The organism is Collinsella sp. AK_207A, assembly GCF_902501965.1.
Classification (GTDB): Bacteria; Actinomycetota; Coriobacteriia; order Coriobacteriales; family Coriobacteriaceae; genus Collinsella.
The window spans coordinates 20535-33240 of record NZ_CABWID010000015.1; the positions used below are offsets into that span (position 1 = coordinate 20535).

The 12706-nt window shown below is 64.1% G+C and carries 11 protein-coding genes; 9 read left to right on the forward strand and 2 right to left on the reverse strand.

Annotation, left to right across the window (positions count from 1 at the left end; genetic code table 11):
• The first annotated feature begins 48 nt into the window (after positions 1-48).
• The 3 genes from GDJ97_RS04965 to GDJ97_RS04975 all read left to right on the forward strand — a co-directional run bounded on the left by GDJ97_RS04965 (position 49) and on the right by GDJ97_RS04975 (position 2520).
• Positions 49-336, forward strand: coding sequence for a PTS sugar transporter subunit IIB (locus tag GDJ97_RS04965; protein ID WP_152070144.1), 288 nt, complete (start codon positions 49-51; stop codon positions 334-336).
• Positions 337-362: 26 nt separating this feature from the next.
• Entirely contained in the window at positions 363-1643 is a 1281-nt protein-coding gene (locus GDJ97_RS04970) for a PTS ascorbate transporter subunit IIC (RefSeq protein ID WP_152070146.1), read from the forward strand.
• A gap of 133 nt (positions 1644-1776) precedes the next feature.
• Positions 1777-2520 (forward strand): sugar isomerase domain-containing protein, encoded by a 744-nt coding sequence (locus GDJ97_RS04975; RefSeq protein ID WP_152070147.1) that lies wholly within the window; start codon positions 1777-1779, stop codon positions 2518-2520.
• Between the two features lie 74 nt (positions 2521-2594).
• On the opposite strand, the gene GDJ97_RS04980 is transcribed toward GDJ97_RS04975, so the two are convergent.
• Positions 2595-4127: a carboxypeptidase M32 gene (locus GDJ97_RS04980; RefSeq protein ID WP_226808832.1), complete on the reverse strand. Its 1533-nt coding sequence runs from the start codon at positions 4125-4127 to the stop codon at positions 2595-2597.
• Positions 4128-4256: 129 nt separating this feature from the next.
• On the opposite strand from GDJ97_RS04980, the gene GDJ97_RS04985 reads away from it, so the two are divergent.
• The 6 genes from GDJ97_RS04985 (at position 4257) to GDJ97_RS05010 (ending at position 11164) form a co-directional block, all read left to right on the forward strand.
• Entirely contained in the window at positions 4257-4667 is a 411-nt protein-coding gene (locus GDJ97_RS04985) for a hypothetical protein (RefSeq protein ID WP_152070148.1), read from the forward strand.
• Positions 4664-5572: a hypothetical protein gene (locus tag GDJ97_RS04990; protein ID WP_152070150.1), complete on the forward strand. Its 909-nt coding sequence runs from the start codon at positions 4664-4666 to the stop codon at positions 5570-5572. The genes GDJ97_RS04985 and GDJ97_RS04990 overlap by 4 nt, the downstream gene beginning before the upstream one ends.
• Before the next feature lie 168 nt (positions 5573-5740).
• Complete coding sequence (locus GDJ97_RS09555; protein WP_226808833.1) at positions 5741-6340, forward strand: type II toxin-antitoxin system VapC family toxin; 600 nt, start codon at positions 5741-5743, stop codon at positions 6338-6340.
• 369 nt (positions 6341-6709) lie between these two features.
• Positions 6710-7786 (forward strand): phenylalanine--tRNA ligase subunit alpha, encoded by a 1077-nt coding sequence (pheS, locus tag GDJ97_RS05000; RefSeq protein WP_152070152.1) that lies wholly within the window; start codon positions 6710-6712, stop codon positions 7784-7786.
• A gap of 12 nt (positions 7787-7798) precedes the next feature.
• A complete protein-coding gene (gene pheT, locus GDJ97_RS05005; protein WP_152070153.1) occupies positions 7799-10264 on the forward strand; it encodes a phenylalanine--tRNA ligase subunit beta in 2466 nt (821 codons plus the stop codon).
• A gap of 72 nt (positions 10265-10336) precedes the next feature.
• Positions 10337-11164 (forward strand): hypothetical protein, encoded by an 828-nt coding sequence (locus GDJ97_RS05010; protein WP_152070155.1) that lies wholly within the window; start codon positions 10337-10339, stop codon positions 11162-11164.
• A gap of 189 nt (positions 11165-11353) precedes the next feature.
• Here the strand turns inward: GDJ97_RS05010 and GDJ97_RS05015 are convergent, their stop codons facing one another.
• Entirely contained in the window at positions 11354-12460 is a 1107-nt protein-coding gene (locus GDJ97_RS05015) for a hypothetical protein (RefSeq protein ID WP_152070157.1), read from the reverse strand.
• Between the last annotated feature and the right edge of the window lie 246 nt (positions 12461-12706).

A 12706-nucleotide genomic window follows, 5' to 3' on the forward strand; every position in this document is an offset into this window, starting at 1 on the left:
CGTTTTTCAGCGTCGGTTCGAAATGAAGAGGAAGGGAAGGTACGCGAGATGGCAGTGCCCAGGATTCAGACGGTTTGCGGCTTTGGCTGTGGCTCGTCGCTCATGCTGCGCATGAACATCGAGAAGATTGCGCGCGAGCACAATCTGCAGGTGGAGGCGTTTTGCGGCGACGTGGCCTCGTGTTGCGCCAACGACTGCGACGCGATCTTTATCTCCAAGGAGCTGGGAGACCGCATCAAGGACCGTGCAAAGGTTCCGGTGATCGAGCTCGACAACTTTATGGACAAGGCCGAGGTCGAGAAAAAGACCTTGGATTACCTCGAGTCGGTTCAATAGGAACGTAGAGAAAGGGGCGAACCACCATGGCTGTGCTCAACTTCATTATTAACGAGATCTTTGGGCAAGGCGCCATCTTCCTGGCACTCATCGCCTGCATCGGCCTGATCCTCCAGAAGAAGCCCTTCTCGGAGGTCGTGCGCGGCACCATCATGACGGCCGTAGGGTTCTTCGTGCTGTCCACCGGTACCGGACTCATTACGGGCAACTCCATCGACGGCATTTCCACGGCGTTTAACGCGGTTATGCCGCAGGCGGTGGCGTCTAAGACCGTGGACATCAGCGCCGAGTACGGCACCGAGATCGGCATCGTCATGCTGATCGGCTTCGCCATCAACGTGCTCGTGGCGCGCTTCACCAAGTTCAAGACCATCTTCCTCACGGGCCACATGCTGTACTGGTTCCCGTTCGTGTTCATCGCGGCGGGCGTGGACGCCGGCCTCTCGGGCGTCAAGCTGATCGTGCTCGCGGGCATCTTCACCGCCCTCTACATGGTGGTGTCCCCCAACCTCATGCGGCCGTTCGTGAAGGAGGTCACCGGTGACGACTCCTTCACCATCGGCCACCCCACCACGTGCCTGTCCGTGATCTCCGGCCTGCTGGGCCGCGCGATCGGCGATAAGAGCCACTCCACCGAGGACCTCAACTTCCCCAAGTCCCTCGGCTTCCTGCGCGAGATCGCCATTACCGGCTCGTTCGCCATCGCCATCACCTACATCGTGATGTACGGCATCCTGGTCGCCAACGGCCAGGACCCGGCGCAGGTCTGGGGCTACGCGGAGGGTAATACCGGTATCTTCACCTACATCTTCACGCACGCGGTGTACTTCGGCGTCGGCATCACGGTCATGCTTCAGGGCGTTCGCATGCTCATCGCCGAGATCGTGCCGGCGTTCAAGGGCATCGCTGAGAAGATCGTGCCCGACTCCATCCCGGCCCTCGACGTGCCCGTGATTTTCCCGTACGCGCCGAACGCGCTGCTGATCGGCTTCCTCGTCGCCATGGTTACCTCGATCGTGACGATTCTCATCACCGGCTCGCTGGGCATCTTCCCCACCGTGGTCATCCCGCTGATCTCCACGTGCTTCTTCGAAATCGGCTGCGCGTCCATTGTGGGCAACGCGACCGGCGGTGTGCGCGGCGCCGTGGTGGGTGCTGCACTCTCCGGCATCATCGCCGTGTTCCTGGTTGGTTTTGGTGCGTACTTCTTCAACAACACCATCCAGCAGTGGATGCTCGTCTACGGCGGCCAGGACTTCGACCTGTGGGGCATGGTCGTGGGTGCGATTGCACGCCTGATCGCGTAGCGCGGAGGCTGGGCGGTGCGGGCTGCCTCGGTTTGCCTGATTGCTCCGCCGCCATCTGAACGATCTCCACTCTCGCGGGCGCGCCGAACTCGGATACGGTGCGCCCGCCCTTTTCTTTTGGAGGATTGAGTACATGGAATTCAAGTATTTGAACATCATTCGCGGCCTGCTGGATACGATCGAGCGCGAGGAGCGGGGCCACATGGAAGAGGCTGTGGACGCGCTGTACGACTGCGTGGTCGGCAAGCATGCCATCTACACTTTCGGCGCGAGCCACGCGGGCATCCTTTCCGAGGAGCTGTACTACCGCGCGGGCGGGCTCATGCTCATGAACCCCATCTTTGGGCGAGAGATTATGCTGGACACGAAGCCCATCACCCATACGAGCCATATGGAGCGTCTGGTGGGCTACGGCACGGAGCTGGCGCGTGACGAGGCGGATTTCAAGCCTGGTGACGTGTTGATTGCGCACTCTGTGTCCGGGCGAAATCCCGTGACGGTCGAGATCGCCATGGCTGCGAAAGAAGCGGGGACGAAGGTGATTGCTGTCACCAACTTGACGTATTCTCGGAGCGTGACTTCTCGTCATCCGTCTGGCAAGCGGCTGTGCGACCTGGCGGATATCGTGCTCGACAACCACGGCGAGGTGGGCGACGCCGCCGTCACGATCGAAGGGCTGGACCAGAAGGTATCGCCGACGTCGACCGTGGTGGGGGCGACCATGCTGAACGCCATCGTGGCTGCGCTCGTGCAGCGCCTGGTTGACGCCGGCATGGCGCACCCGCCCGTGTTCTACAGCGCTAACCTGGATGGTGGCGACGAGCTGAACCGGAAGCTTGTGGACGAGTACCGCGAGAGCATCAGGTACGAGTTCTAAGGCCAGGGCCGGCGAAGGGGCGCGACGTGCGGGCGACAGGCGGCTAATGGTACCGCCCGCCGCCCGTTACACCCTTACAGCCCGTACAGCGCGCTGAACTTGCCCTGCAGGTAGTCGCAGTAATACGTGGCGTCGAACGGTGCGCCGCAGGCGCCCTCGATCAACTCGGGGGCATCCTTGCCGCGGCCCCAGCGCCAGATGCGGCTCCGCAGCCAGTTGCGCACGGGCTCCAGGTCGCCGCTCTCGCAGGCGCTTTCCAGGTCCACGCCGTCGGCGGACATGGCCGGTACGAACTGCGCGTCGTAGGCGCTGCCGAGTGCATAGGTGGGGAAGTAGCCAAAGCTGCCGCCGCTCCAATGCGTGTCCTGCAGGCAGCCCTCCGTATCGCTCGGCACTTCCAGCCCCAGGTACTTGGCGGTGAGGTCCGCCCACAGCCCCGGTACGTCGGCCGCCGTCGCATCGCCGGCAAAGAGCGCGCGTTCGATCTCGTAGCGGATCATGATGTGCAGCGGATAGGTGAGCTCGTCGGCCTCGGTGCGGATGAGCGAGGGCGTGGCGATGTTCACCGCGCGGTAGAGCTCGTCCTCGGAAACGCCGCCGTACACGTCTGGCACGTACTGGCGCAGAAGCTTGAGCAGGGGAGCCATGAACGCGCGGCTGCGTCCCACGGTGTTCTCGAAGAAGCGGCTCTGACTCTCGTGGATGCCCATGGAGGTGCCACCCTCCAGGCAGGTGTAGGCGTAGGCCGCGTCCACGTTCTGCTCGTAGATGGCGTGCCCGCTCTCATGAATCATGGAGTACGCGTTGCTCATGAGGTTGTCTTCGTAGATGTGCGTGGCCACGCGCGCGTCACCGGCGGCAAAGCCCTCGGAGAACGGATGCTCGGTAAAGGCGAGCGCGGCGGCGTCCATGTCCAGGCCTACCAGGCGCATGAGGTCGAAGGACAGCTCGCGCTGCACGGCTTCGGGCACGTGCGCGCTCAGGAAGGCGGCTTCGGGTTGGGGTTGCTCGCGAATGGCAGCCACGAGCGGCACCACGGTCTGGCGCACCTGCGCGAAAAACGCGTCGCAGGCCTCGGCGGTCAGGCCGCGCTCGTATTGGTCGAGCCACACGTCGTAGGGGTCGCGGGTATCGTCGAGGTGGGCCGCCTGACGGCGCAGCGATGCGATGATGCGGTCGATGTAGGGGGCGAGGCTCGCCCAGTCGTTCGCGAGCTTGGCCTTGTGCCACACGGCGTCGGCCTCGCACACCAGGCGCGTCCACGCCACGGCCTCATCCTGGGGGATCGCCGTGGCCTCGCGCTGATCGCGGGCGAGCACGCGGGCCTCGGTGGCGATTTGCGGGTCCGCGATTCTGCCCGCCTGCGCGGCGGCGAGCGTTCCGGCTACCAGGTTTTGCGATTTCTTGCTGGTGAGCAGCTTGTGGTGCGCGCCCGCCAGGTTGCCCATGGCCTCGCCGCGGGCGGCAGCGCCCTTCTCCGGTGCCACCGTGGCACCGTCGAACTCGATGATCTTCTGCGCGTACTCCAGGTTCCAGAGCTTTCGCTCCAGCTTGCGGAACTTGGCGGTCAGCTTCTTCGGCTTCATCTGCTTGGGTTTGGTGGTCATGACGGTTCCCTTTCACTTGCGGTTCGTCTGGTCTTCAGGCTCAGTGTACCCACGCTTCATTGAGCCCGATACCTTGGCGCATTCGATGCTATACTTGCCCGGATATGAGACTTCGTCAGGAGGTATTTCGTGGGTGGCTGCTCTATTATCCTGTTGCTGCCACTCCTCATGGGCGTCGGCTTCGCAATGGTGGTCCTTCCCATCGCGCTCTGGATCTATGTGGTCTGGGCGGTCATCATGCTCGTGCTGGTGCTCGCGGTCTATATAGCACTCTCCCGGCGCGGGGTGTTTAGGAACTATGGCGAGGATACCGGGTGGAAGCACTATGCTGCCAGGGGAACGAAGTGGGTGCTGATCATCTCGATGGTCTATCTGCTGTTGACGGGTGGCGCGGCAGTGGCGTTCCAGTTCATGGGGATGAAGACGCTGTTCGGTGCTAATCGCTCCGAGCCGGCTTCCGAGCAGACTGCCGATGCCCGGAGCGTGAAGAGCGCCGTCGTGCCCGACGTCCTCCTTGCGCGCTCGGAGGATCTGCGATGAGGGGCAACGCGACGGGCATGCTCATCGGCGCTGCCGTCGCCGCCGTCATCGTCGCCCTGATCATGTTTCTTGCCGGCGGGGTCTTCGCGGACATCGGCGACGATCTGGGCCCGCTGGTACTGGCGCCGTTTGTCTCCATCGCGTGCACGATTCCCTACGCGGTGCTCTTCGTCCATCGCGGGCAGTGCGCCCTGGAGGCTGATCTGACGGATGACGGCGCCTTCCGCACCCAGGTCGGCCGGGTGCGTCGCACACGCTGGATCGGCCTGGGGCTTTGCGTCCTCATCGCGTTCTCGTTCGCCGTCCCCACCGCTCTTGGCCACATGGACGGCTATGGGCAGAGCGCCATCGAAGCCTTCCAACAGTTGGATGAGAACCGGCGCGACTACGACGAACGATACGGCGCGGGCGCCTACGAGCGCGACCTCAAGGCCTCCGGTCTCTCGCAGGGCGATTTTGACGACATCACTTTCGGCGCGAACCTACACGAGGTGATTCGCATGGTCGTGAACCCGCTCGCCTTGGGCAACGAGGTGTTCTGGGGCGCACTGTTTTGCTGCGTGATTGCGGTCGGCGGCATCGAGGTCGCGGTAGCCAAGCTGGCGTTCGACCCGCAGATCAAGGCGCTGCAGGCGGCGCATAAGGAGGAGGGAGCCGGCGCGGGCGGCCCGGACCTCCCCGAAGACGTGGCTGCCCTGCTGACCCGCGTGGGCAACACACCGGGTGTCCACGCGCGGCCGCTGTGGGAACCGGGGTCGGTCGGCTCGCCGCGCGCGGATGCGGTAAGCTCGCTCATCCAGAGCGTCGGCCTCTCCCACGTGCGCCAGGGCCTCTTCTGCGGCCTGGCCTTCTTCATCTCCGTGGTCCTTTCGTTAATCGGCGTCTTCCTCGGCCTGGTCGACTAACGCACCTGAACGATGGAACCAGAGCCGATCTTTCACCGAGCCGCTACGCACGGCGGCTCGTGCTGAAAGAACGTCTCTGGTTCGATTTTGCACGCGTTGATTGGGGTGTTGGCGGTTCCGTATGATGTATGCATGCAGAACGCATGCAATGTGCGAGGAGGATCCGCCATGCCCGCCATTCAGTCGCGGGACTGCCCGCAGGAGCTCTACGACCGGCTCTCCCAGTGCGCTCAGGAGGATCACCGGAGCATCTCGCAGGAGCTCATCGTCGCCATCGAGGGGTATCTGGAGTATCGTGAGCGCAAGAAGGAGGTTGAGCGCATGCTCGACGTTGCCATGCCGCTCCCGCCCAAGCCCTGGGAGCCCGGGTACCGGAGGTACCGGGAGAGCGAGTGGGAGCGGACCGAGACCGGGGAGGTTTTTCGCTGGCTGCTCTGCCAGGCGGACGCGGCCGTCCTGGCGCCAAGCCTCCTGTACGCCGAGGCCGGCAACGCGTTCTGGAAATATCACAAAGCAGGTCTGATGGACAAGGCGCGCGCTCTCGAGGGCACGGCGGCAACGCTGGACCTCGTCGATGAGTTCGTGCCGATGTCCGAGCTGTACGAGGAGGCGCTTGCGGAGTCCATGCGCCTGCACCAGCCCATCTACGATATGTTCTACCTGGTGTTGGCGCGCCGCAACGGGGCCGTGCTCTATACGACGGACAAGTGGCTGAACGCGCTCTGCAAGCAGGAGGGCGTCGAGCATATTCGCGACGTGCGGGCGTAATCGAACCCGATACCTTGACGTGCGTGTGCTATCATGGCGACCAATGCGTTGACGGAGAGGGTTTGGCCCGCCGCGCGCTGGCACGAGAGAGGGAAGGTCGTGGGCTGCAAGCCTTCCTGCCAGGGCAAGGACCAAACGTTCACTCCCGAGCTGCGACCTGAACGGCCTGAAAGAGTGAATCCGGTTCATTCCTTCATGCTGAGTAGGGGAGCCGCGCGCCCCGCGCGAGAGGAGGGCCAAAGTGGGCATGCCGGGCACAACATCCGGCAGCCAAGCAAGGTGGTACCGCGGACACATCCGCCCTTGCCGCACGATCGAACCGGGTTCCCTCGTGCGGCACGGGCGGTTTTTTGTTGGAAAGGAACGTTTATGAGTCTGATCGACGATCTGGAGGCGTTGGAGACACAGGCGAAGGAGCGCATCGCCGAGGCCTCCACGCAGGAGAAGCTGGAGGCCGCCCGCGTGGCGCTGCTCGGCCGCAAGGGCGAGCTCACGGGCCTCATGCGCATGATGGGCAAGCTCGACCAGGCGGAGCGTCCCGTGGTGGGCAAGCGCGCCAACGAGGTGCGTGCCGCCGTGGAGGGCCTGCTCGAGAGCCGCATTGCCGAGATGAAGCAGGAGGCCACCCGCGCCCGTCTGGCCGCCGAGGCTGTGGACGTCACGCTTCCGGGCGCGCGTCCGGCCATCGGCCACCAGCACCTCATCCACCAGATCATCGAGGAGGCCGAGGACATCTTCACCGGCATCGGCTACACGGTGGAGAGCGGTCCGCAGGTGGAGACCACCTACTACAACTTCACCGCGCTGAACGCGCCGATGGACCACCCCAGCCGCTCCGCGCGCGACACCTTCTACGTGGTGGACAACAACCCCGGCGGCGTCTCGCATCCCGAGGCGCACGCCCACGGCGAGTCCGACGTGATTCTGCGCACCCAGACCTCCGGCGTGCAGGTCCACGTGATGGAGCGCCAGAAGCCGCCCATCTACATGATCTGCCCGGGCTCCGTGTACCGCCCCGACACGGCGGACGCCTGCCACCTGCCGCAGTTCAACCAGATCGAGGGCCTGGTCGTGGACGAGGGCATCACCTTCGGCGACCTCAAGGGCACGCTCGATTACTTCGTGAAGCAGATGTTTGGCGAGGAGCGCAAGACCCGCTACCGTCCGCACTTCTTCCCCTTTACCGAGCCCTCCTGCGAGGTGGACGTCTCGTGCCATATCTGCGGCGGCAAGGGCTGTCCCTTCTGCAAGCACTCCGGCTGGATCGAGATTCTTGGTTGCGGCATGGTCGACCCCAACGTGCTGGTGAACTGCGGCATCGACCCCGAGCGCTATTCCGGCTTCGCCTTCGGCATTGGCGCCGAGCGCGTGGCCGCGCTGCGCTACGACCTGCCCGACCTGCGCACGCTCATGACCGGTGACATGCGCTTCCTGAACCAGTTCTAAGGGAGAGAGAACATGCGAGTTTCATACGACTGGCTGAAGACCATGATCGAGCTGCCCGAGGATCCCCGTGAGCTGGCAGCCGAGTACATTCGCACGGGCACCGAGGTGGAGGCCGTGGAGACTGTGGGCGAGGCCTTCGACCACGTGGTCACCGCGCAGGTGCTCACCAAGGAGCCGCATCCGGATTCCGACCACATGTACGTCTGTCAGGTGGACGTGGGCCGCTTCAACCTGAACGATGCCGGCGAGTCCGAACCGCTGCAGATCGTCTGCGGCGCGCAGAACTTCAAGGCGGGCGACCACATCGTCACCGCGCTGATCGGCGCCGAGCTGCCCGGCGACGTCAAGATCAAGAAGAGCAAGCTGCGCGGCGTGGTGTCCTACGGCATGAACTGCTCCGCCCGCGAGCTGGGGCTTTCGAGCGACCACTCCGGCATCATGATCCTGCCGGAGGACGCGCCCGTGGGCGTGCCCTTCGCCGACTATCAGGGCACGGCCGACACGGTGCTCGACTGCGAGATCACGCCCAACCGCCCGGACTGCCTCTCGATGGTGGGCATGGCGCGCGAGACAGGTGCGGTGCTCGACCGCGACTTCCACGTTGAATACCCGGCCATCAAGGCCGAGGTGGGCCGCCCCTGCGACGACGAGCTCTCCGTGGCCTTTGCGGACGAGGAGCTCTGCGACCGCTACGTGGCGCGCATCGTGCGCAACGTGAAGGTGGGTCCTTCGCCCGACTGGATGGTCCAGCGCCTGAACGCGCTTGGCATTCGCCCGCATAACAACATCGTCGATATCACCAACTACGTGATGATGCTCACCGGCCAGCCGCTGCACGCTTTCGACCTCTCCGCCTTCGCCGAGCGCGACGGCAAGCGCTCCGTGGTGGTGCGCGCCGCGCGCGAGGGCGAGGTGTTCCAGACGCTCGACGGCGTGGAGCGCGAGCTCGCGGCAGGCATGGGCCTCATCACCGACGGCGAGCGCCCCGTGGCGCTGGCGGGCGTGATGGGCGGCATGGACTCCGAGATCGAGGACGACACGACGGACGTGATGGTCGAGAGCGCCTGCTTCAACGCCGGCCGCACGAGCCACACGAGCCGCGACCTTTCGCTCATCTCGGACGCGAGCATCCGCTTCGAGCGCCAGGTCGACGAGACGGGCTGCCTGGACGTGGCCAACATCACGTGCGCGCTCATCGAGGAGCTGGCCGGCGGCGAGGTAGCGCCCGGCTACGTGGACCTGTATCCCGCGCCCAAGGAGCAGCCGGTGGTCTCGCTCCGCCTGGCGCGCGTGCACGCGCTCTGCGGCGCTCCCATCGAGGCCGACTTCTGCGAGACCGCGCTCACGCGCCTGGGCTGCAAGGTGACCCGCGAGGGCGAAGGCGAGGGCACGATCTTCACCGTGGAGGTGCCGAGCTTCCGCCCGGACCTGCCGCGCGAGATCGACCTGGTGGAGGAGGTTCTGCGCCTGTGGGGCATGGGCCGCGTCAAGGCCACCATCCCCGCTGCCAAGAACCACATCGGCGGCCTCACGCGCGAGCAGCGCCTGGTACGCCGCATCGGCCAGATCATGCGGAGCTGCGGCCTCAACGAGACCACGACCTTCGGGTTCGCCGCGCCGGGCGATCTGGAGAAGATCGGCATGAGCGCCGAGGGTCGCGGCTGCCCCGTGGTGGTCATGAACCCGCTGGTGGCCGAGCAGACCGAGATGCGCCGCTCGCTGCTGCCGGGGCTGCTCTCCTCCGTTGCCTACAACGAGGCACACGGCACCCCCAACGTGCAGCTCTACGAGATGGGCTCGCTCTTCCATGGTCGCGAGAACGCGAGCCTGCCCAAGGAGGTGCGCTCGCTCGCGGGCGTACTCTCCGGTGCCTGGGGCGAGGACACCTGGAACCAGAAGTACGCGTCGTTGCGGTTCTTCGACGGCAAGGGCGTGGTGGAGGAGCTGCTCGCCCAGCTGCGCATGCCCAAGGTGCGCTTCCGCGTGGCCGAGGGCGAGGGCTACGGCTTCTTGCAGCCGGGCCGCGCGGCCGAGGTGCTCTCGGGCGGCACCGTGCTCGGCTGGGTGGGCGAGGTGCACCCCAACGCGCTCGCTGCCTGTGAGATCTCGCTGCCCGTGGTGGCTTTCGAGCTCAACCTGGAGCAGCTGCTGAAGAACGCCCACAATCAGGAGAACTATCATGAGTTCTCGCAGTTCCCGGCGGTGGAGCACGACCTGGCCATCGTCGTTCCCGAGGACGTGACCTGCGAGGATCTGGAGCGCCGCATCGTGAGCGCGGGCGGCAAGCTGCTCGCCGACGTGCGCCTCTTCGACGTGTACCGCGATCCGGTGCGCGTGGGGCTCGGCCGGAAGTCCATGGCCTTCGCGCTCACGTACCGCTCCGAAGACCATACGCTCACGAGCGATGAGGTGGAGCGCGCGCATGAGAAGGTCGTGGCCAAGGTGTGCAAGGCCACCGGCGGCGAGGTCCGTTCGTAGCAAGTCTGGTTGCGTTGCGCCGGGGGCCGGGGTGCCTCCGGCGCGGCTAGTATGCTGGTAGATGGAGACCCGATGCCGAGCTGGAATATCCATATAGCGCAAACCGAGCGCCTGCTCGCGCGGGACGGCGCGGTTGCGAGCCTCGTTCGCGACCGAAACGCGTTCCTGTTCGGCAACGTGGTTCCCGACATCTTCGTGGGTTACATGGTTCCCGGCGTGATGGATCCCATTCCATATCGCATCACCCACTTTGCCAAGCAGGAACCTATCCCCAAGCCCCGCGAGCGCGAGTTCTGGAGCACGTACGTGGCACCGCTGGCGGAGCATATCTCGGCTACGGGCGAGGGGGATGTGCCGCTTGTCACCCTTAGCGCGGAGCGCGAGTTTCTGAACCGCACGCACTACCCCGCACGCTACGAGGGAACGGACGCCATGCCCGAGGACTTGCTGGTCGCACGCGGTGTTGCGGCGGAGCCGGATTCACGCGCGGTTCAGCGCAGCGTGCTTGACCTGGTGCTTGGGGCCTGGGCGCACCTGCTGGCCGACAACCTGTGGAACACGCGCGTCAACGAGTACCTGGATGCACATGGCGGTAAGCCGAGCGAGGAGTTCCGCATCAAGAAGCAGAGCGACTTCGACCATTTTGGGCGCCTGCACCATCTGACGGCGGTGCCGCAGGGGACGCCGCGCTTGCTCGCGGCCTGCGAGCGGTTTCCGCAGTACGCCATTCCGGCGCCGTACGTATACGCGAGCATCGGCGTCATCCACGAGACCGTTCGCACCAACGGCGGCGCCTCTGAGCACGTGCCCTACCAGCTTTTGACCGATGAGTTCTTCAACGAGACCTTCGACGAGGTCCTGGAGGCGACTGAAGACGCCATTTCGGAGCGCCTGGGCTGAGCCGGCGGGCCTTGGCGAGGGTGCCTGACCCCAGATCCACCTCCGGAGCAGGGGGTTGATATGTCAGTTAAGCCTCGAAAACGCGCTTTTTGCAATTTCGGGGCTTAACTGGTCAATTGCTAAAATAGCAAGATGTCAGTTAAGCCTCGAAATCGTGAAAATACCGATTTCGGGGCTTAACTGACATCTTTAGCCCATTCCGAACGTCTTCCAGTCGACAATCACTTCGCGACGGAGTTTTGCGCGCTGTTCGAGGAGCGCGGCTCCTGGTTCAGGTGCGTTCACCTTGAGGCGGCTTCGTGCTTCGCGAGCGATTTCAGCCGCCAGCTCATCGTCCTCAAGTTGTCTCTTCGTGAGGAACATGACGTTCAGCCCCATGCACTGGAGCGCCGTTGCCCGCGCGTTGTCATCGAGCGTCTTTTCTGTGCCGTCGTGCCATGCAACGCTTTGGCACTCAATATCCAGAGCGCGGGCACGAGTTTGCTTCCTTGGGGCTGTAAAGAATAAGTCGGCATAGCATACGCTCTTACCTGCTATTCGCTTTGCTTCGGGCGAAAGCGTGATCATTTTGTTACAGGTTGCCGCACCGAGGCCTTCACCGCCTTTCCGTCGCGGGAGTCCGAGCAGCAGCGCGGCTTCGACTTCAAGTGGAGAAGCTGCTGCCTCCACGGCGATCGCGAGTGCATCCTTCAGCCTTTGGGCACCGCGGGTGCGGTGGGGAAGGTCGTACGCGAACTGCCTAAGCTGTTCGAGGGATGTCAAAGCCGGGCGCTGCCACAGGTCGGTGGGTTGTCCTTTGAGATTGCGAGCCTGCTGCCAGCCGCGGAGTGATTCAAAGAGCAGGTCTCCACTCAAGTCGCCGAACTCGGATACGTTGCCGGCTGCAATTTGGTCGAGGACAATCTGCAGTTCGAAGGGCGGCTTGAAGACGGCGAACGACCCGAGGAGTTCCGAGATGGCGAGTGCCAGACGCGCCGTGCTGAGTGAGCGGGCAAGCGTAAGTGCTGTGTACGCCACATTGGTAACAAAGAGGCCGTCGCAAATGGGAATGAGCGAGGTCTTCGGGGGCAGTAGGGAGTGCACGAGCGGTTTGATACCTGCCGCTCGTGGCCTGTGCGCGTCGTCTGCGGCCAGCACGTGCAAGGGGCGGTCGATGCCGCCCAAGAGCGGCAGGGAGGGGTCATCCGGCAGGGCGGATGCACCCTCCTCGATGCCGGAGAGGTGGAGCATTCTCACGAGGGGCGGAATGCGATGCCATTGGAAGGCGGACCAGCCGCAGAGCGTTAAAGTATCCATGGGAATACGGTACGCAATTCTTGGCATACATAGCCGCTGAGCAGGGAAAAGCTCAAAGTTATCGGTAAGCGGTCTGACAATAATCTTAATGGGATTACGCTAAATCTCACACAAATCTGAAACGCGCAGGTAGGGCGTCGTACAAGAGGCCAGATACCTTACGGAACGATTATCTTTGTCATTTCTTCAAACGGTTTTCTATCGGTTGCGTGCGCCTTGCGCCATAGTGCGTATAATGGCGCAGAT